This window comes from Leyella stercorea, assembly GCF_019052365.1.
GTDB lineage: Bacteria > Bacteroidota > Bacteroidia > Bacteroidales > Bacteroidaceae > Prevotella.
In genome coordinates, this window is the sequence record NZ_JAHQUY010000051.1 from 1 (window position 1) to 20,980 (window position 20,980).

At 51.5% G+C, this 20,980-nt stretch carries 18 protein-coding genes; 1 reads left to right on the forward strand and 17 read right to left on the reverse strand.

What is annotated here, in order from left to right; genetic code table 11:
* Positions 1–1,141 precede the first annotated feature (1,141 nt).
* Entirely contained in the window at positions 1,142–2,299 is a 1,158-nt protein-coding gene (locus tag KTQ90_RS09405; protein ID WP_217318204.1) for a PI-PLC domain-containing protein, read from the forward strand.
* Between the two features lie 154 nt (positions 2,300–2,453).
* Here KTQ90_RS09405 and KTQ90_RS09410 read toward each other — a convergent pair whose 3' ends face one another.
* The 17 genes from KTQ90_RS09410 to upp form a co-directional block, all read right to left on the reverse strand.
* Positions 2,454–3,056: a YiiX/YebB-like N1pC/P60 family cysteine hydrolase gene (locus KTQ90_RS09410; RefSeq protein ID WP_217318205.1), complete on the reverse strand. Its 603-nt coding sequence runs from the start codon at positions 3,054–3,056 to the stop codon at positions 2,454–2,456.
* Positions 3,057–3,064: 8 nt separating this feature from the next.
* The gene (locus KTQ90_RS09415; RefSeq protein WP_217318206.1) at positions 3,065–3,484 is read right to left on the reverse strand and encodes a hypothetical protein; all 420 of its coding nucleotides are present in this window, start codon (positions 3,482–3,484) and stop codon (positions 3,065–3,067) included.
* 85 nt (positions 3,485–3,569) lie between these two features.
* Positions 3,570–4,199: a hypothetical protein gene (locus KTQ90_RS09420; protein WP_217318207.1), complete on the reverse strand. Its 630-nt coding sequence runs from the start codon at positions 4,197–4,199 to the stop codon at positions 3,570–3,572.
* Positions 4,200–4,383: 184 nt separating this feature from the next.
* Positions 4,384–5,067, reverse strand: a complete 684-nt coding sequence (locus KTQ90_RS09425; RefSeq protein ID WP_217318208.1) for a helix-turn-helix domain-containing protein — start codon at positions 5,065–5,067, stop codon at positions 4,384–4,386.
* A complete protein-coding gene (locus KTQ90_RS09430) occupies positions 4,986–5,429 on the reverse strand; it encodes a hypothetical protein (RefSeq protein WP_217318209.1) in 444 nt (147 codons plus the stop codon). The genes KTQ90_RS09425 and KTQ90_RS09430 overlap by 82 nt, the downstream gene beginning before the upstream one ends.
* Before the next feature lie 26 nt (positions 5,430–5,455).
* Entirely contained in the window at positions 5,456–5,923 is a 468-nt protein-coding gene (locus KTQ90_RS09435) for an RNase H family protein (RefSeq protein WP_217318210.1), read from the reverse strand.
* Positions 5,920–7,581: a putative transporter gene (locus KTQ90_RS09440; RefSeq protein WP_217318211.1), complete on the reverse strand. Its 1,662-nt coding sequence runs from the start codon at positions 7,579–7,581 to the stop codon at positions 5,920–5,922. The genes KTQ90_RS09435 and KTQ90_RS09440 overlap by 4 nt, the downstream gene beginning before the upstream one ends.
* 397 nt (positions 7,582–7,978) lie before the next feature.
* Positions 7,979–9,916, reverse strand: coding sequence for a hypothetical protein (locus KTQ90_RS09445; RefSeq protein WP_217318212.1), 1,938 nt, complete (start codon positions 9,914–9,916; stop codon positions 7,979–7,981).
* A gap of 37 nt (positions 9,917–9,953) precedes the next feature.
* Positions 9,954–10,652: a hypothetical protein gene (locus KTQ90_RS09450; protein ID WP_217318213.1), complete on the reverse strand. Its 699-nt coding sequence runs from the start codon at positions 10,650–10,652 to the stop codon at positions 9,954–9,956.
* Positions 10,653–10,756: 104 nt separating this feature from the next.
* Complete coding sequence (locus tag KTQ90_RS09455) at positions 10,757–11,581, reverse strand: Omp28 family outer membrane lipoprotein (protein WP_217318214.1); 825 nt, start codon at positions 11,579–11,581, stop codon at positions 10,757–10,759.
* A gap of 10 nt (positions 11,582–11,591) precedes the next feature.
* A complete protein-coding gene (locus KTQ90_RS09460; protein WP_217318215.1) occupies positions 11,592–13,292 on the reverse strand; it encodes a DUF6029 family protein in 1,701 nt (566 codons plus the stop codon).
* Positions 13,293–13,387: 95 nt separating this feature from the next.
* Positions 13,388–13,876, reverse strand: coding sequence for a TlpA family protein disulfide reductase (locus KTQ90_RS09465; protein WP_217318216.1), 489 nt, complete (start codon positions 13,874–13,876; stop codon positions 13,388–13,390).
* A 417-nt stretch (positions 13,877–14,293) separates the two neighbouring features.
* Positions 14,294–15,574 (reverse strand): ribonuclease III, encoded by a 1,281-nt coding sequence (gene rnc, locus KTQ90_RS09470; RefSeq protein ID WP_217318217.1) that lies wholly within the window; start codon positions 15,572–15,574, stop codon positions 14,294–14,296.
* The gene (fabF, locus tag KTQ90_RS09475) at positions 15,564–16,826 is read right to left on the reverse strand and encodes a beta-ketoacyl-ACP synthase II (protein ID WP_217318218.1); all 1,263 of its coding nucleotides are present in this window, start codon (positions 16,824–16,826) and stop codon (positions 15,564–15,566) included. Before fabF ends, rnc begins: the two co-directional genes overlap by 11 nt.
* 117 nt (positions 16,827–16,943) lie before the next feature.
* Positions 16,944–17,177: an acyl carrier protein gene (locus KTQ90_RS09480; RefSeq protein ID WP_007900708.1), complete on the reverse strand. Its 234-nt coding sequence runs from the start codon at positions 17,175–17,177 to the stop codon at positions 16,944–16,946.
* Positions 17,178–17,531: 354 nt separating this feature from the next.
* Positions 17,532–18,098, reverse strand: a complete 567-nt coding sequence (locus tag KTQ90_RS09485) for a hypothetical protein (protein WP_217318219.1) — start codon at positions 18,096–18,098, stop codon at positions 17,532–17,534.
* Between the two features lie 815 nt (positions 18,099–18,913).
* A complete protein-coding gene (gene upp, locus KTQ90_RS09490; RefSeq protein WP_022157946.1) occupies positions 18,914–19,570 on the reverse strand; it encodes a uracil phosphoribosyltransferase in 657 nt (218 codons plus the stop codon).
* Positions 19,571–20,980: the final 1,410 nt, after the last annotated feature.

Below are 20,980 nucleotides of genomic sequence, written 5' to 3' on the forward strand. Positions count from 1 at the left end.
TTCCTGCAGCTTGGAATATTTAACAACGGATTGAACGGATTAAACGGATTCCTGCTGCTTAGGAGATTTAACAACGGATTAATCGGATTAAACGGATTCCTGCTGCTTGAGATATTTAACAACGGATTAAACGGATTAAACGGATTTAGGTTGTGTTGTTAATATTTTCAGCAAGTGAATCCGCTTTAATCCGTTGTTAATATTACGCACCCATCTAATCCGTTCAATCCGTTGTTAATATTACGCATCCAACGAATCCGTTTAATCCGCTTAATCCGTTGTTAATATTACGCACCCATCTAATCCGTTCAATCCGTTGTTAATATTACGCATCCAACGAATCCGTTTAATCCGTTCAATCCGTTGTTAAATTTCACAAGCAGACAATCCGTTTTTGCTCGGTTGGTGCACTTGAGACAAGTGCACCCCCTGAAAATAGTATCCGCTTAATCCGTTGTTAATGTTTTCAGCAGCAGGAATCCGTTTAATCCGTTGTTAAATTTTACAAGCAGACAATCCGTTCTTGCTACGTTGGTGCACTTGAGACAAGTGCACCCCCTGAAAGGCATCCTAACCATCTGCAGATCCGTGGATGAAGATACTGAAAACCTACCGAAGAAAGCCAATCGGCTTGATTTATGTCAAATTATTCTTAATTTGAATAAAAAACTTTCAAATTTCTTGTGTGGTCGTACACAAATTATTATCTTTGCAACGCATTCGAGAGAATGCAATGTTTTTTCATTAGGTTAGTAGTTTGATAGATTTTAAGGTAAAGATTATGTTATTATTTTTTGGACCAATTGCAGTTTTTGCATGATTCAAAATTATTAATGTAACATTATTCTTTGAGAGGCCGGTGCGAGTGATTCGTGTCGTCCTTTTTTTTTGTCTCAAAAAAAATGAGGTTGTAGTGTTGACATATCAGTTGTAGTGTTGTTGTGTTGATGTGTTGACATATGCTTTGTATTGTTTATTTGTAGAAATGGCTCTTCTCGGTAAGAAGGTTCTGTGTGTTCCGTGGATTCCGTGGGAATATTGATGTTCTCTTACAGAATTCACTCTAAGTAAGGGTGCGTAGCATCGCTGCGATAATAAAAATTCCTGAAGGACTCACTTTATTAAATATGTTTTTGTAAATTTGCAAAACACCCACAAACAAATCTCAACACCTCACCATCTCACCATCTCAACATCATATCTCAACACCTCACCACCTCACCATCTCAACATGAAACATCTCCTCTCTCTGCTGCTCTCCTTGGCAGCCATCACCACCGCATACGCATCCGACTGGCTCTCTCGCATCGACGACGACCGCCGCGTGTGCCGTCTCTCCATCCCCGGAACCCACGACGCCTGCACAGGCTACGGCTTCGTTGCGCAGGACACGCTGGCGGGCAACTATATCGCCTGCACACAGCAGTTGGACATCAGCGCGCAGTGGGCGGTTGGCGTGCGCGCCTTCGACCTGCGCCCCGACGTGCTCACCACGCAGCCCGCGAAAGACCCTAACGCGAAGTATCGCAAGCACCATAAGGACGACGACCAGCCGAAGCGTACGCTGCAGATATACCACGGCGAGTTTGCCACACGGCAGACCTTCAACGGCGTGTTCGACGTGCTGCGCGACTCGCTTGCGGCGCATCCTACCGAGTTTGCCATCATCATCATGCAGCACGAACGCTCGCCGCACCGCGACGGCTCGCATTGGGAGGCGATGATCGACTATGCGTTGGCTGAAAACAGCGACCTGCTCGTCGACTTCAGACCCGATCTCACCGTAGGACAGTTGCGCGGTCGCATACTCGTGCTCAGTCGCGACACCTACCGACCTACACCGCGCGGCGGATATATCGACGGATGGCGCTTCGACGCCGCTGTCGACTGGCAGCAGCCTGCCACCATGCGCGGATATGCCATGAAGGGTGTGCTCTGCGTGCAGGACTTCTACAACATGACGTGGGAGGGCGGCACAACGGCGAAGCTCGCAGCCATAGAGCGCCTGCTGCGCGTGGCGAACAGCGCGGAGGTGGTAGCGAAGTACCCCGATATGTGGTTCATCAACCACACCTCGGGATTCAAATACACCTCAACGGAGTACACCGCCGAACCGGTTTCTACCAGTGAGGGCTACCGTGCCAACGCCGCCGATACCAATGCTTTCCTCGCCAACCTCATCAAAGGTCGCATGACAATGGGCCTCGTAATGATGGATTTCGCCGGCGTAGACCGCTCCGGAGAGCACGACGTAATGGGTCGGAAGCTCGTCAATGCTGTTATCAACAGCAACTTCTAAGTTGTCAAGCTACCTTTAGGGGGTGCACTTGTCTCCCACAGATTCCACGGATGCAAACTTCAGGGGGTGCACTTGTCTCAAGTGCACCAATGTAGCAAGAGGTATATCAACATTGCTCGGTTGGTGCACTTGAGACAAGTGCACCCCCTGAAGTCTAATGCGTCGAAATAATCTTCAGCACATCATTAGGATACATATAGTTTCTTTTGCGGAGTTTTGAGAAGCAGAAACAATTGTTCTGCTCGAGCACATGCACCACGAACTCGGTGCAGTAGAGCGCCTTCGCCGAGGAGTGGTCGAAGTTGAAGTCGAACGGCACCTGCTGCTCCACCAGCGCCTCCACCGTGCGCCTCACGGCAGCCGTGTCCACCGCGCAGGGCGCCTTGCGGGCGTAGATGCAGTAAGACCCGTTCTTGTGCAGATACTCCTCCGGCGTCTCCATCACCACCTTCTTAGCCACCGTAGACGCATGCGCCAGACGCACGCCGTCGGCATAACGTATGACGATGCCGCAATGCGACGGGGTAGAGTCGCACACCTCGAACGAAGTGTAGCCCGAGAGCGCACGCACAGCCACCGACTCCCATGCGTCGCCCACGCTGAAGAACACGTCGCCCGTGGCGAACGCCGACGTGTCGGGCACGAGATACGGAGGTCGTTTCAGCCAGCAGAAGCCGACCCATGCGGCGGCTGCAAAAACAAAAAAGGCGCACCCCCACACTACTAAATGGAGAATGCGCCTTGTGATCCTATTCATTCGTTAAGCTAGTTTTTAGTGAATATATCTATGCGGCATACGCCTATGCCGAGCAGTGATATGAGCATATAGAGCCAACTGCCCCAAGAGAGAGAGATGCCAGAGGGCAGAGCAACGGCGAAAAGCAGACAAAGCACGACACCTGCCACGAAGCACAGCGTGCAGAAGTGTTCGCTCAGCTTGCTCGTCAGCTTCAGGTTAACCGACTTGTTGAACACGACGAACATTGGAGCCAGGAATATCAGAACGGAGAGGAATCGTGAGAAACCGAGTCCGCTGCCTTCGAACAGCACCTTCAGTCCGTTGATCTTCGCCTTGCCTGCCACGTCGATGGCTGGACAGAAGCCGAACGCTACGAACATGAGTATAGCGAGTGCTATGACAATAGATGTCTTGTTCTGTCTTACGGTTTTAATCAATTCGTCCATATTATTTAGTTTTATGGGGTGTATCGGTTTATGTTAATAGTTTTTGTGATGGTAGTGGCGGAGTGTTTCTCCGCCATTCAATCGCCTATCTTACCATTTCGAGTTTGTAGCTCTTAGCCAGCTTGCTGCCTTCAACGTCCGCCTTGCCGAAGCCGAGCTTGTCGAACTTCACCGGTGTGCCAGCCTTCACGAGCAGTTTGCCGTCGGCGTCCTGCACCTCTACGCTGCCCACTTTTGCCTTGTACACCTGCTTGCCTTCGGCGTCGTAGCCGGTGATGTATACGTTCTCGGTAGAGTAGTAGTACTTCTGGTCGATGGTGATGTCGGAAGCCGCCTTCGCCTCGCCGTTCACCTTGAACTTAGGAGTGAGAGCCGAACTGCTTGAGAACTCCTCGAACTCGAGAGATACGGGCGACGTAACCTCAAACTGCGACTCGGCGAACTCGATTGGCTTGCCGTTGAGGTCCTTTGCTGTAGCTTCCAGCTTCTCCTTCCACTTCTTGTTGAGCTTCTCCGACTTTTCGAGGAAGCGTTTCTTGTCGGCTTCTGTCTTGATGTTCTGAGCCTCCTTCTTCAGTTCGGCTTTCTCTTCAGTAAACTGTGCGTACTTGTCGGGGAGCTGTCCGAGCATACCTGCGGATGAACCGCCACCTGAGCAAGAGAACAACAGTGGCATAAGGATGGCAGCCAGTGCCATGAGCTTGATTATCTTCATAAGTTTTGTGTTAGTTAAAGTTATTAATGTTAGTAACGATTTCTTGTCTTTAGGTTTCGATTGCAAAGTTAGCGTACGATCCAAAAACTCTTGTTACCAAACTCTCAATTTATCGTTCACAAAGGATAAACAGAGTTGTCAAAACGTAAAAAATATATTAACAACTTTTCTAATACGTTGAGGTTCAAACGTTTTCTTCCTTGCGATATTTTGTGGGCGAAGTGCCTTTTATCTTGCTGAAAACGCGAATAAACGACTGCGAACTGTTGAATCCCGACTTCTCTGCTATCTGCACGATGTTCTCCTCCGAGTTCGTGAGCAGATTGCAGGCGTATTCTATGCGGTATCGGTTGACGTAATCGTAGAACGTACACTCCGCCTCCTTGTTGAAGAAGGCGCTGACGTACGTGCGGTTGGTGCCTATCTCGGTAGCGATGTCAGACACCTTGAGGTTGGGGTTGAGGAAAATGCGGTCGTTGTCGAACAGCGTGCTGATGCGCTTGCCTATCTCCGACATCTCCGTGTCGCTGGCTTCTGCAGGCGCAGGCGTCTCCTCGTTGCCGCCTTCGGCAAGGTCGGAGAGTTCGTCGAGCACCGACTCGTGCTTGTCGATGTAGTAGCTGATGAACATCCACACCACCAGCGAGCTTATCATATACAGAGCCTCGAGTGCATAGTTGACGTACATGCAATCGACAATCCATACAATAAGAATGAAGGTGAACGAGAAGAAGATGGCGCGGAGCCAGCCCAGGTTGATGTTCTCGGTGTAGGAGAAGCGCTGCTTCAGTTGGGCGTTGTACTTGGGGATGGCGAATATTGCCCATATAACGTAGCTTGCGCCGTATACGGCTGCCTCAAGCACCATGACATAATAGATACAACGTCTCTTGTGAACGACAGAAGCACAAAAGGCACGATGAACAACAGTTCATGAAATATGATTGTGCGGCGTGTGAGGCTCGTAGGGCTGCACAGCTCTATGAGCGCGAAGACATAAAGCGGCACGGCTACCATGTCGGCAGCCGTCACTACCATCCAGTCTATCTCATCGAGTTCGGTAATCGGCTTAATGAAGAAAAGGTCTTTCAGACACTGCAGGCCGATGACGAACATAAGCACCGTGACGAGGCGCGAGAGCATCTCCTTGTCCTTGCGGTAGAAGAGCCACGACATCATGAAGTAGAACATGACGCACAGTCCGTAGATGAAATATATGGCGTATAGCATAGGTTTTAGGTTTTAATAAAGTGGTGCTACCCCTTGCGTCCGAAGTCGGCAGGCACCTCGCCCCATCGCTTCGTCTCCCACTTCACCACGGGGTTCACTATCTGGTGGGTGCGCAGCCATGTCTCGGCGCGTGCTATTATCTGGTAGAGCTGTTCGGTCTGGGGTGTGCGCTTGAGCTTGGTCTTGCACTGGCGCTTCTGCACCCACAGAATGGCGTTGTGCGAGTCGGAATATATCGTCTTGCCCGTTACACCCTGCTTGTCGAGCAGCGCCAAGGCGTGTACGATGGCGAGAAACTCGCCTATGTTGTTAGTGCCGTGTACGGGTCCGAAGTGGAACACCTGCGCTCCGGTGGCGAGGTCGATAGCCTGATACTCCATCGGGCCGGGATTGCCCGAGCAGGCTGCGTCTACAGCCCAAGCGTTCGCCGTCACCTCCATAGGGAGCGGCAGCACGGTGTCGTGACGGTAATCGGGAGGGTTTTGCATTGTCATACCATGAACATGATTATTACTTGTGCTATGATCACTCTGATGAACATGCCGAGTGGATATACCGAGGTATAAGCCACGGCGGCGCGTTCGCCAGGGATGGTGTCGTTGGCGTAGCTGAGCGCCATCGGGTTGGCCATTGCGCCGCAGAGCAGACCGCAGATGGTGCCGAAGTCGAACTTGCGCGTCTTCAGCGCTATGGCGCCCACGATGAGCAGCGGCAGCATGGTGAGCACCAAGCCGATGCCTACCCACATCAAGCCCTCTGGACGTATGATGGTGCCGAGGAAGTCCTTGCCGGCTACGAGTCCGAGGCAGGCGAGATAGAGCGAGAGGCCCATCTTGCGTAGCATCAGCGACGCCGAGCGTGTGGTGTAGGTGATGAGGTGTATGCGTGCGCCGAGCGAACCGATGATGATGCCCATGATGATAGGGCCGCCGGCGATGCCGAGCTTCACGGGTGCGCTCATGCCCGGTATGGTGATAGGAATCATGCCGAGCGCCAGACCCAAGAGCAGTCCGAAGAAGATGGCGCCGAGGTTTGGCTCGTTGAGGCCCGTCACGGCGTTGCCGAGGAACGCCTCTGCATGGTCGATGTCTTCGGGTGTGCCCACGACGGTGACGCGGTCGCCGTACTGCAAGTGGAGCGTATCAGTTGCGAGCAGCTTGATGTCGCCGCGCATCACTCTCGACACGTTCACGCCGTATGTCTCGCGCATGTGCAGCGAGCCGAGTGTTCTGCCGTTCAGACGGCTGCGCGTCATCACTATCACGCGGCTCTCCACCGACGAGTCGATGGCGTTCCAGTCTATCTTGTCGCGGTTCCAGTCTTTCTTCACATGCTCGCCGAAGAGGATGTTCATGGCAGCCACCTCGTCGCGGTTGGTCACCACGAGCACGTTGTCGCCGTGCTGCATCACGGTCTGTGCCATCGGAACAATAACCTTTCCGTTGCGCCAGATGCGCGAGATGATGAAGTGGCGGTGGGTCGACTGCGATATCTGCGCTATCGTCTTGTCAGAGATGGCGGGGTTGACGCAGATGAACTGTCCGACGTATGTGCTGTCGTCGTCAGAGCTTTGGCAGCGTTCAAGGTCTTCCTTGCGCACGAGGAACTTGCGCAGCAGTATCATGGCGAAGATGACGCCCACTACGCCCAGCGGATAGGTCACGGCACAGCCCAATGCGGCGCCGCTGCTCGATATATGCTGTGTGGCAAGTGCCTGCTGAGCCGCACCGAGCGCCGGCGTATTGGTCGTAGCACCGCAGAGGATGCCCACCATGTCGGGGATGCTGATAGGCAGCACGAGGCACAGCGAGAGCGCCATCACGGTGCCGAGCACTATGACGCCCAAGCCCCAGCCGTTGAGCGATGCACCGTCGTGGCGCATCATGCCTATGAAGTTAGGACCTACGTGCAGACCCAGGGCGTAGACAAAGAGCGAGAGGCCGAAGGTTTCGGCGAAGCTGATCATCTGCTCGTCGGCAGTGAAGTGGAGGCTGCCCGCCACGATGCCCATGAAGAACACGAACGCCACGCCGAGCGAGATGCCGCGGATGCGCAACTTGCCCAGCGCCATGCCAACGCTGATGATCAGCGCCAGCACTACCAGCGTCTGTACTGCTGAGTGTATGGTGAAAAGACTGTCAATCCATTCCATTGTATTTCTGTGTAATTTGTTTTAGAGTTTATTAGCTACCTTCAGGGGTGCCTTTAGGGGCGTCTTTAGGGGGTGCACTTCTTGCTTTGTTGGTGCCTCTCAGGGGGTGCACTTGTCTCAAGTGCACCAACGTAGCTCTGTTGGTGCAGTTTAGGGGTGCACTTCTTGTTCTGTTGGTGCAGTTTAGGGGTGTACTTCTTGCTCTGTTGGTGCACTTGAGACAAGTGCACCCCCTGAAGGCACCCCCTGGAAGCCCCCTAATGATTCTTTCTGCAAAGTTACTGCAAACTGCTGACTCTACAAAACAAATGCAACAAAAAAGGCGCTGCCCGCTGAGGGCAACGCCTTAATATTCATTTATATAAGCTGTTCTGTTGCTTTATAACTGCTTCGCCGATTACTTAACGAGCACCTTGCGTGTTGTGCCGTCAGACATCTTCACGATGTTGATGCCCTTCACCGGAGCTGCAATCTGAACACCGTTCACGTTGTAGCGAGCTACAACGGTAGCCTCAGAGCTGTTGTTTACGTTCTCGATGCCGGTTGTGCCGAAGTCAGCCACCTTGGCCTTGCGAGCGTTAACGATAGCGCCAGTCTTCTTGTCGAGTACCATAGCGACAACGTAAACCTCGTTACCGCAGCTTCTGATGGTCTCCTTCAGCGCCTTCTTTGTAGGCATTGTGAGTGTGTAGTAGCTGTTTACAGAGCCGTTTGCAACGAGTGTAGGCAGAGTGGCCTTGTTCTTGCTGCTTACGTAAGAGCTTGAGATAAGCACGTCGTTGTATGTTGCTGCGTATGTTGAACCTGCATTCCAAAGGAACTGGAGGTCTTCAGGCATGCTGCTCTGTGAATTGTATACGCCAGTGCCCTTTGCAAAGTAGTTAGACTGCTTCCACTTGCTTGTTGTGCCAGAGAGGTTGTCGGCAACAAGCATGTAAGCGATGTCGTAGTCGCCAGAAACCAGCGACTCTACAGATGCCTTTGCGTATACATATGCAGTATCCTCGCTGAATGCGCCCTCTACTGATACGTCTATCAGCGGCATCTCCTTCAATGAAGCCATGAATGCTTTAGGTAAGTCGTTGTACGGGTCTAAATCGCCTGATGAACGGTTAACCATGCAGCTCGGAGCGCCCTGGAAACCTAAGCTGTAAGAGGTGTAGTACATCGGGTCGCTTGAGTTGTACTGATGCATAGCGATGCCTACGAACTGGTCGCCATAAAGCTCGCGCATGTTGTGCATGCCGACGTGACCTCTCGGGCAGTAGCCGCAACCGGTGCCGGTGAACTCTTCTACTACAGATCTCTTCACGAATTCTTTTTCTGCTGTGTAGAGTGTGCCGGTAGCTGTCTTTATAGCGCATGCGTTCTCTGCGCCGTTCACCTTTGTTACGGTGAGTGTTACAGCGTTCTTGCCAAGCTCAGAAGCTGCAGCGAACGGAACCTCTATGGTGTGTGTGCCTGCTACGCCGTAGTCCTTGCCGAAGTCGAGGTGCTGCTCAGCGCCTGCCTTGCCGTCGAGAGAGATGGTGTAGTCGATGCTTGTGAACTTAGAACCGAGGTTTCTGAATTTTACAGCTACGTTCTTTGTCTTGCCCTTTGCAACCATTACGTTGCCGAAGTCGAGAGGTTGTACAGAGTTAGGTGCGAAATCGCCCTCTACGATGAGCTGGATAGCGAGACCCATGCCGCCGCTTTGGAACTGGTACCAAGTTTCACCGCTACCGCCCTTCGAAGCAGGGATGTTAGCATATACGAAGAACGGACCGTCAACCCCAGAATTAACGCCGATAGGGTAGTTGCTTGATGTCTGCTTGTAGTTGAAGCCTACGAACAATTCCTGGAAAGAAGAACTCAGTTCTACCTTGTTGTCGAACATCACCTCATGCCATTCGCCGGTGTTTGTTGCGCCTGCTGCTGATTTAACGCTCTCGTCAGAAGTAGCGACGTCTGCCATATCAACAATCTTACCGTTTTCGAGTGTCAGGTTCTGTACGAATACACCGTTAGCTGTCTGGCCCTGACCCAGGTTGAAGCGTACGCCGGCAATCTTCTTGCCGTAGTAGGGAGCGAGGTCGTCTGCTGTAAGCTCGATGGCTACCTTATTGTTGCCGGTGAAGTTTGTAACACCTACGTAATTGTCGCAATCGTCGGTGTCGAAGTAGCCTACGAGACGCTGGTTGGCAGCGAGGTTAGCCTTCGCAGGAGCCTTGAATGCGCCGAAAGCCGGTGTCTGAACGCCCAGCGGGTTCGGTGATTTGTCTACTGTAAAGTTCTGCGCGCCGGCTGTGAGAGCCAACAGCATCGCAAAAGCAGAAAGCAGGAATTTTTTCATGATTTTAATCCTTTCTGAATTGTTAAAACTTATTCTTTTATTTAATGTATTTCACGGTCTTGCCGTTAGAGAGCTTCACGATGTTCAAGCCCTTCTGTGGAGCTGAGAGGCGTGTACCGTCTGCTGCGTAGCGTGCCACTACTGTAGCGTCTGCGTTGCTGATGCCGTTGATGCCGGTAGCACCGTAAACGAAGTTAACGGTTACACTTGTGCTCTCGCCAATCTCTTCGTAGTCGTACATGGGCTGGTGGGTGATCGGGTCGTTGCCGGCAGCTACCTGCTTGCACGCAATCAGTGTGAGTTTTGCTACAGCTTTGCCTTCCTTTGAGTTGTCGTCGTCGTCGAGACCCATAATCCATTCTGTCTGAAGGTCGTTGTTGCGGCTTGCGTCAATAACAGCGCCGTTGGTTGTTACCACTCCCTTTTCGCTTGTGATAAAGCAGTTCTTAGGGAAGCAGTACTGGATGTCGCCGTGCGGCAACTCTGTAACGTCAAGGCGCAGCTTTACGCCTACCTTTGCTCCGTCCATCTCTGTCTTTGTCTGTTTAACGAAGAGGCCGGTAGAAATTTGAAGATCGCCTGAAGGACCCTCTTCTGTCTCGGTTCTTGTTAATACAGAGCCGCTCGGTACGACGTTGCCGTCCTTATCAGTGAACTCGAAAATGCCCTTTGCGTCCTGAGCGAACATTGCCACTGCAGAGAAGAGAGCGATACAAAGTGTAAAGATTTTCTTCATATTATTCTGTTTTTTTAAATTTAGCGTTTAGTGTTAATAGCGTATTTGAAGCGTGTTTGAGACTGTGTGTGCGACCTACGCATGCACACAGTCTCAAAAAAATGTTATTCGGCAGCGGTTCCTGCGAAGACAGCCTTCTTCGTAACCTGCTTTACCTCATTGTCGTCGTAAACGAAAGCCACTACCGATACCTTCTCGGCGTTCCACTTCTCGGGCAGCGTATATTCGTACTGCTTTTCTGTGGTCGCACCCTCGTTCACGGTTACGTCCTCGCCCCATGTGGTGTTGACAGCGTCGCGGAACACGTGGTTGTGTACATACTCCATGTTGGCAGTTCCGTCGGGCATTGTCTGCATAGCCACGATACCGTCCTCAATGAGCCACACCTGCAGCTTGCCTGTTGTATTGCCGTCGGTGCCGAAAGCCTTTACGTCGATGGTGAGTTTGCGGGAAGTGGCGTCGTAAATGTTGTTGACGCTGAGCGAGAGCGTAGCCTTCTTAGAGATGAGCGCACCTACGTAGCTTGCCCATGTGTTATAGTCCTGGTTAGGAGCTGTAGCGCGGTTGAAGAGTGCCCACGGCTGTCCGAGCTTGCTCTGGCTGTCCCAGTGCTTGTAGTATTCGTTGCCGGTGTCTGTCATCAGACCCACTCTCTTCTTGCTGCTCTTCATGCCGAGCGGACCGCTGTGAATGCCCACCGCGATGACGTTCTCCTCGCCGTAGGCCTCGATGATGTTGTTGATAGCGTTTGTGCCGTTAGGACAGTTCGGACACTTCTGTCCGGTGAAGTCCTCGATGAGCACCGCACGTCCCACCTCAGCCGGCTTCACGTAGATGAGTCGGTCGTTGGGATCTACTTCCTGACATGCCACTGTTGCGAAAATGGCGATGGCGCTTGCTGCGCCTAACAATATATTCTTCAGTTTCATAATAGTGGCTTTAGAAGTTAAAGTTGTATGATACTGTCACACCCTTGCTTGCCGGCACGTAGCGGCATACGCCACCCGAGCAGTTGTAGCCTGCGCGTGTCTTGCCGTAGCCCACCTGCAGACGGTGTGCGCCGTGAGTGTAGGTGACAGAGCCGTTGATGTAGTGCTCTGCGTGTGTGCCCTTCGACTCGTCGATGGATCCGTTCGATGTGTAGTAGTGCTCCGCACCGTTGTACTGGTCGCTGATGGTGAACATGAAGTTGGGCAGCACAGAAAGCTCGAGCAAGCCGAACCACCAGTCGCCCTGGTCGTCCTTTGTGTTCAGATACTGAGCCTCGCCGCGCAGCGTGATCTTCTTGTTGAAGCGGTACTTGCCTTCTGCCACGAAGATGTCAGAGTGAATCATGCCGCCCTCGCCCTCAACGACGGTCTTGTTGTAGTACTGGTTCATGTACATGAGGTTGAGCTTGAAGTCCTTGGTGAGCTTCTTCTCAATCTGCACGTTGATGTCCTGGTAGTACTTCTCGCCGCTCTTCCAGAAAGGCGAACCGTAGCCGTCTGTGCCCGGTGTGCCGCCGTTGTGTACGTTCTTCTCGATGGCACGGATGTGCGAGAAGTTGAGCTTCACGCTTGTGCCGTACTTGCCGCCGAGGAATGTCTTGCGGTTGAACTTGTAGCCGAGCTCTGCCTGGTAAGCCCACTCGCCGTTAGGCTGTGTGGCGTAAGGATAGAGCGAAGCTAAGGCGTATGTCTGCTGCATGGCGAACGCCGGAAGGTGGTTGATGAAGCCTGCTGTGCCGCTCTCTGTGCGGCGTGAGCGGAAGTTCATGTTGTCCGAACGCTTTGCCTGCAGGAGGATACTCATGCCGCGCTGCGAGTAGGATGTAGAGAGCATCGTCACGTAGCCCTTGCGGTAGATATACGGGAAGTTCTTGTCGAACGTCGGGTCTTCGGTCTTCTGTGCGTATTCGCCGAGCACGCTGAAGCCTCCCTTTTGGAAGTTGGCACGCACGTCGAAGGCGTTGGTGTTCTCTACGAAGCGCAGCTTGTGTGTGGCGTCGGCGTAGATGTCCTCCTTCTGGTGCTGGTGGTTTACGACCCACGATGCACCGAGCGTGAGGTTGGTGCCCGACTGCTGCATCTTCTGCGACCACTCAGACACGCTGAGCTCGAGGTCGGCACCTGCTATGAGCGACTGTGTGTCCCAATAGCGGCGCTGTGTGCCTACTACAGCCTTTGCCTGCACGCCCTTGAACGGACGCACCATGACGCGACCGCCGAGCAGCGAGTTGTCGATGCCCAGCGAGCGCTCCTCGTATGTGCGGAGGATGAAGCCCGAGCCGAACTGCTCGTAGAAGTTACCGAGTGTGAGCTCGGCGTTCTTCATCTTGCCCTTGATGTAATAAAACGGCACACCCCAGCCTTTGAAGTCCTTGTCAAAGCCTGGGAGCGGATGGTCGAGATATTCAAGACGCACGCCGGCGTCTACGTACTTCGAGAGGGCGTGAACCTCAGCGTAGGTGTTGTTCAGCACCTTGTCGTCGTAGGTTCCCGTACCAATCTTGTTGTCTTCCTGCGGAACGAGGAAGTCGGTCTGCAAGCTACCCGTAATCTGTACGTCGTAGTCTTTTGCTACCTTTATGGTCTGTGCGCTCGCTGTGGCTGCCGACAGACTGAGGGCAGCGAGAGCGAGCGTAAGCTTCTTGTTCATATTAATGTTGTTAGGGTTGTTGGTGGGAGTGATAACTGCTAACTCGTCAATATGTCAACATATCAACATGTCAACATATCAACATGTCAACTCGTTTACTTGTTCAAAAGCTTGCGTACTTCCTCAATAAGCTCTTCCTCAGCACCCTCGGTATATCCGTTGTGCTTAGACACGATCTTGCCGTTGCCGTCGCAAACGATAACGTAAGGGATGGTCTGTATGCCGAGCGCGCGCTTGAAGTCGCTGTTCGGGTCGAGCAGAACCTCATACTGCCAGCCGTGGTTGTCTACGAGCGGCTTCACCTTGTTGCTGTTCTGTGCCTGGTCGATAGACACGGCGATAACCTTCACGCCAGTCTCTTCCTGCCACTCATCGTACACCTCGCTGATGGCGGTGAGCTCGCGGTTGCAGGGCTTGCACCATGTTGCAAAGAAGTCGATGATGAACGGTTTGCCGTTGTTTGAGAGTGTGTCTGTAGACACTGACTTGCCGTCGATGCTCTTAAGCATCACCTTCGGCAGCTGTGCGCTTGCGGTAGTTACGATACCGAGCAAAAGCAATGTTGCAAGTAATAATTTCTTCATAGTCGTAAGTATTTTGTTGCAAAATTAAATAAAAACCTTGTTGCGTGTGCATTACAAGGGTTAATTTTGTATAAAAAGGTAGATTTGAGGTGGTGAGGTGTTGAGGTGTTGAGGTGGTGTAATGTTGAGATATGTAGTAGATGGTGAGATGGTGATAGATGGTGTGATGTTGAGATGGTGAGGTGGTGATATATGTTGAGGTGTTGAGGTGGTGGGGTGTTGAGGTGGTGATAGATGTTGTGATGTTGAGATGGTGAGGTGGTGATATATGTTGAGGTGGTGAGATGTTGAGGTGGTGAGATGTTAAAACTACAGGATTGCGATGAAAAGCTAACTGTAGGAGGCTACGGCAGGAACTGAAAGTCAGCGGCGCGTAGCGGAAAGCTAATGCCGTAGCCTCCTACGGATAATAACGTTTTATTCTTCTCCGAACGCTGCGGCTTCTGCAGCAGCGATTATCTCCTCGCGGCTCTGTTCTCTCGCCGAGATATGGCTGAGGTCGAAGTCTTCGTCAGAGAGGTCGAGGTCGGCGGGGGTGAGGCCCGAAGAAACGGGCGTTGCCTTGGCTGAAGCCTCTGTCTTTGAAGCTGCTGTCTTCACAGAAGCGGTGTCGAGAGCTTCGGCTGCTGCCTCGTCCTTGCGGTACATCGGCGAGCGGCGGTTGCGCTTAGCCTTGGAGTCTTTAGGAGAGCTGGGCTTGCTAGGAGAGCTGGGCTTGCTGGGAGAGCTAGGCTTACTAGAAGAACTAGGCTTACTAGAAGAGCTAGTTTCTCTAGAAGAGCTAGGTTCTATAGAAGAGCTAGAACCGCCAGCCTCGCCATCCTCATTAGAAACGCCTTCTCCCTCCATTCCCGAGCTCACCACAATGAAGTCGTCGGGCTGTTCTGTTGAGGGCACGTTCTCCACCGGTTCCTCCTCCATCTTCGTGCGGTCGGTCTTGGCTGCGAACACCAGGTCGATGAATTGCGGTTCGCGGCGCAGCTTCTCCAGCGTCAGTTTCGACGCCAGCTGCTGGCTTTCCTTCTTGCTGTAGCCCTTTCCTTCGCATCCCTCCACGCCTTCGAGCGTCACACGGTAGACGAACACGGGCGAGCCGGTCTTGTCCTTCTCTTCGAGAATCGACTTGAAGTCGATGCGCACACGGTTCTTCTGGCTCCATTCGATGAGCTTGCTCTTGAAGTTCACCTCCTTATAAGCAACCTTGTCGATGTTTATCATTTGTGCCAGTATTCGTTTGCGCATGAACTCCATGCAGGCGTCGTATCCTCTGTCGAGGTAGATGGCTCCGACGAGCGCCTCGAAGGCGTTGCCTCCCATGTATGAGTTGTGCGACTGCGATCGTCCGCTTGAGAGAATAAGTTGGTTGATGCCCATCTCCTGCGCCAGTCTGTTCAGCGTTTCGCGCTGCACGAGCTTCGAACGTGTGTTGGTGAGGAAGCCCTCGCGTTTTCCGGGGAAGTGGCGGTATACGATGTCGCCCACGGTGGCGTCGAGCACGGCGTCGCCGAGGAACTCCAGTCGTTCGTTGTTCACGGGCTTGCCCTTTGCGTTACGCTTGTACATGCTCTTGTGCATCAGTGCGAGCTTGTAGTAGCTTATGTCGTGCGGGTAGAATCCGATGATTTTGCGTAAAGACAAATAAAGCTCCTTGTCCTTGCGGAAAGGGAGCTTCATTCTGTCGATGAGATTACTCAGCATATTTCTTGAATATTACACATGCGTTGTGACCACCGAAACCGAACGTGTTGCTCAGTGCCGCACGTACCTCGCGCTTCTCAGCCTTGTTGAAGGTGTAGTTGAGCGTGTAGTCGATTTCCGGATCCTCGTCACCCTCGACGTGGTTGATAGTCGGCGGTACGATGTCGTTCTTCACTGCGAGCACTGATGCGAGTGCCTCTACAGCTCCGGCAGCACCGAGGAGGTGACCAGTCATTGATTTTGTTGAGCTGATATTGAGTTTGTATGCAGCTTCGCCGAACACCTGCTTGATAGCCTTAGCCTCAGAGATGTCGCCCACCGGTGTTGATGTGCCGTGTACGTTGATGTAGTCGATGTCCTCCGGCTTCATGCCAGCGTCCTCGAGTGCGTTCTGCATTACGAGGCAGGCGCCGAGACCTTCCGGGTGTGATGCTGTGATGTGATAAGCGTCGGCAGACATGCCTTCGCCCACCATCTCTGCGTATATCTTCGCTCCGCGTGCCTTGGCGTGCTCCAGCTCCTCGAGTATGAGGCAGCCGGCGCCTTCGCCCATGATGAATCCGTCGCGCGATGCGCTGAACGGGCGTGAAGCGTGCTCTGGGTCGTCGTTGCGTGTAGAGAGGGCGTGCATAGCGTTGAATCCGCCTACGCCAGCCTCTGTGATGGCTGCCTCTGCACCGCCGCTTACAATCACGTTAGCCTTGCCCAAGCGGATGAGGTTGAACGCGTCGGCGAGAGCGTTTGTCGAAGAAGCGCAAGCCGATGTAGTGGCGAAGTTGGGGCCGTGGAAGCCGTACATGATAGATATGTGTCCGGCTGCTATGTCGGCAATCATCTTCGGAATGAAGAAGGGGTTGAATTTCGGGCCGTTCTCCTGGTGTGTTGCCCAGTAGCCCACCTCTTCCTCGAAGGTCTTGATGCCACCGATGCCCACGCCGTAGATGACGCCGATGCGGTTCTTATCCTCCTCGTCGAGGTTCATGCCGCTGTCCTTCACCGCCTGCATTGCTGCGATGATAGCGAGCTGTGCGTAGCGGTCCATCTTGCGTGCTTCCTTGCGGTCGATGTAGTCGTTGACCTTAAGGTCCTTCACTTCGCAAGCGAACTGTGTCTTGAACGAAGAAGCGTCAAACAATGTAATAGGTGCTGCGCCGCTTACGCCGTTCAGGAGGTTGTTCCATGTTTCTTCTACGTTGTTACCCAACGGAGTCACCGCGCCAAGACCTGTTACTACTACTCTTTTTAATTCCATGTAACTGAAAAATGTCAAAAAAAAATGGTTTATGGTTTATGGTGCACAATGGAATTATAACAATGAGTGATTGCTATGGGGTTGTGCACACCATAAACTATAAACCATAAGGTTTATTTATTTTGCGTTCTCGATGTAAGCGATAGCGTCGCCAACAGTAGAGATCTTCTCTGCCTGATCGTCAGGGATGTTTACGCCAAACTCCTTCTCGAACTCCATGATGAGCTCTACTGTGTCGAGAGAGTCTGCACCGAGGTCGTTTGTGAAGCTTGCTTCTGGCTTAACGTCTGCTTCGTCTACACCGAGCTTGTCAACGATGATAGCCTTTACTTTTGATTCGATTTCTGACATAATTTTAATGTTTTAAATTGTTTATAATATTGATTTCTAATTTAATGCGGATGCAAAGGAACAAATTTTTTGTCAAATAGACAAATATTTTCTAATAAAAAGGCTTTTTCGCTGCACAAACACCCCGCATCTGTGCATTATTTCGCTGCTTTTTGGCTGTTTGGGGCGGGTTGTTAAGGCCTTTCCCCTGTTTTTCTGAGGCTTACTAAGGCTTGCTTCCTGTTTTCTAAGCCTTACTAAGCCTTTCTAAGCCTCTCTAAGCCTTGGAGAACTCAAAATTCAAAATTCTCAATTGAACAATTCCTCATCGGCGTAGCCGACAATTCAAAATTCAAAACTCAAAATTCAAAACTCCTAATTGTTCACAACGAGCACTCCGAGCGGTCCTGTGGTGCTGCCGCGATAGCGCAGCAGCTTTTTTCCGTTGGCAGTCACGCCACGGTTGTTCAGGTCGTACTCTCGTTTGCATGTGGGGCATACCGCAATGCCTCGGTCGTTCATCCTCAGTCGGTAGCCCATGGTCTGCGTCTCAGCGTAGCAGTTGGGGCATTGGTTGTCGTAGACGTAGAACGTCGGGGGCGTTCCGAGGTTGCCGTATCCCACGATGATGCCGCTCTTGTTGTACAGGCCGAGCGTATATGTGCGTCGTGCGTCGTCGCCAGCCGGCTCCTTCTTGCTGCTGAGTCCCTGGTTGCTCACGAAGTAGATGAAACGTCTGCCGTTCTCCGTGCCCTCGTAGACATTGCAGAACACGCCGGGCGAGAGCGGGTTGAGAGCGCTCTGCAGCGTCACGTCCTGATACACCTGGTTGTTGAAGAAGAAGGAGCAGCGCTCCGACGCATACTCGTAGTCGGTGTCGGTGCACGCCGCTGTCAGCAGCGCGCACAGCGCAATGGCTATTGTCCTGATTGTCCTATACATATTTATATATTATTACTTGGTTGGCTCCTACGGAATCCACGGCTCTCACGGATTACATTATTCGTAGTAAACTTAATTATTGCGAAAAATCTGTCATATCTCCCAGTGTGCGCTGGATGGGTTCGTTGAATTAACAACGGATTTATCGGATTTAACGGATTGGCTGCTACCACTTTTTTTAACAACGGATTTAACGGATTAATCGGATTTACTGCTGCCACTTTTTTAACAACGGATTTATCGGATACTATCTCCAGGGGGTGCACTTGTCTCCGCTCGGCTTTGCCGCTTGCCAGAGCAAGAAGTGCACCAACCAAGCAAGAAGACGGATTAACCGAATTTATCGCTGCTACTTTTTTTAACAACGGATTTAACGGATTTACTGCTACCACTTTTTTAACAACGGATTTAACGGATTTTTACGCAGCCAACGAATCCGTTTAATCCGTTCAATCCGTTGTTAATATTACGCACCCATCGAATCCGTTCAATCCGTTGTTAAATCTCCCAAGCAGGCAATCCGTTCTTGCTCGGTTGGTGCACTTGAGACAAGTGCACCCCCTGAGAGTAGTATCCGTTTAATCCGTTGTTAAATTTCACAAGCAGAAAATCCGTTTAATCCGTTGTTAACTTAACGCACCCATCGAATCCGTTTAATCCGTTTAATCCGTTGTTAATTCTTCCGCAGCCTAACCATCTGTGTAGATCTGTGCAATCTGTGGGAGGACCACTGCTTGCTTGGTTGGTGCAGCAGAGACTGCTGCACCCCCTGAAATTGCAATCCGTGGGAGAACCCTCAGCAGGCGCAGGCTGCGTTAGATCTTTCCTCCGTAGCAGAGGTCGCCGGCGTCGCCGAATCCCGGCACGATATACTTGTGTTCGTTGAGTCCCCCGTCGATGGCAGCGCACCAGATGGTAGTGTCCTCCGGGAACGTCTTGCGTATATGCTCTATGCCCTCCGGCGCCGCCATCACGCACACCACGTGCACCTTCTTCGGCTTACCCTTCGTGAGCAGCGCCTTGTATCCCATCTCCATCGATCCGCCCGTAGCCAGCATCGGGTCTACGATGAGCAGCGTAGCGTCGTTGAGGTCGGGCGTAGCCAGATACTCCACGTGTATGCCCACCTTCGTGTGGTCCTTGTCCTCATACTCGCGGTATGCGCTCACGAAAGCGTTGCCGGCGTGGTCGAAGATGTTGAGGAATCCCTGGTGGAACGGCAGACCGGCGCGGAAGATAGTGCCCAGCACCAGCTTGTCCGTCGGCACATTCACCTTCGCCGTGCCCAGCGGCGTCTGCACGTCGCGCGTCTCATAGTCGAGCGTCTTGCTCAGTTCGTAAGCGATCAGCTCGCCCACGCGCATTATGTTGTTGCGGAACAGGAGGCGGTTCGACTGATAGTCTTTGTCGCGCATCTCCGCCATGTACTTGTTGATGATAGAGTTTTGTTTGCTGAAGTCGATTATTTTCATTGTTGCTTAAGTTTAAACTGAGCAAAGTTACACATATTAATATAAAATGTCAAAATCTTTGCCGTTAAAGAAACATAACCGCTTGCTGTTTTTCGCCGTTTTAATATAGATGCATATTTGTGCTGATACTTTTTAAACAACGGATTTATCGGATTAAACGGATTCGTTGGATGCGTAAATAATCGGATTGAACGGATACTATTTTCAGGGGGTGCACTTGTCTCAAGTGCACCAACCAATCAAGAAGTGCACCAACCAATCAAGAAGACGGATTAAACGGATTTCTGCTGCTTGGGAAGAATTAACAACGGATTTATCGGATTAAACGGATTCGTTGGCTGCGTAATATCAACAACGGATTAAACGGATTGAACGGATACTATTTTCAGGGGGTGCACTTGTCTCAAGTGCACCAACCAAGAAGTGCACCAACCAAGAAGTGCACCAACCAAGAAGTGTACCAACCAAGAAGTGTACCAACCAAGAAGTGTACCAAGCAAGAAGTGTACCAACCAAGCAAGAGAACGGATTAAACGGATTTCTGCTGCTTGGGAAGAATTAACAACGGATTTATCGGATTAAACGGATTTTTCACGTATCCAACAAGATTTTTTTAACAACGGATTAAACGGATTAAACGGATTTTTACGCATCCAACGAATCCGTTTAATCCGTTCAATCCGTTGTTAAATTTCCCAAGCAGCAGGAATCCGTTTAATTCGTTCAATCCGTTGTTGATATTACGCATCCATCGAATCCGTTTAATCCGTTTAATCCGTTGTTAAATTTCACAAGCAGGCAATCCGTTCTTGCTCGGTTGGTGCACTTGAGACAAGTGCACCCCCTGAGAGAAGTATCCGTTTAATCCGTTGTTGATATTACGCAGCCATCGAATCCGTTTAATCCGTTCAATCCGTTGTTGATATTACGCAGCCAACGAATCCGTTTAATCCGTTTAATCCGTTGTTAAATCTCCCAAGCAGGCAATCCGTTCTTGCTCGGTTGGTGCACTTCTTGCTCTGGCAAGCGGCAAAGCCGAGCGGAGACAAGTGCACCCCCTGAAGTTAGCAGCATCTGTGTCAATCCGTGCAATCTGTGGGAGAATATTCCCAAGCAGAAGGTTCTGTGAATTCTGTGAATTCCGTGGGAGAACCTACGCACCAAGACGAATTCGTGTTATTCGTGTTCGTTTCATCACAGGGATATATGTGTGTCTCCTACATTGTTTTGTCGGACAGCAATAAATTTAAATTGTGTTAATTGTGTGCGCTACCATATACGTTTTTTACAAATTGGTAGTAATTTTGCAGTCGCAAATGCAAAAAGACCAATAAAAAGCACGAGCACACCCTAAAAAAACCCGTTGGCGGAATTAATTTAAGTTGATAAATATGAGTAAAAAGTTGCACA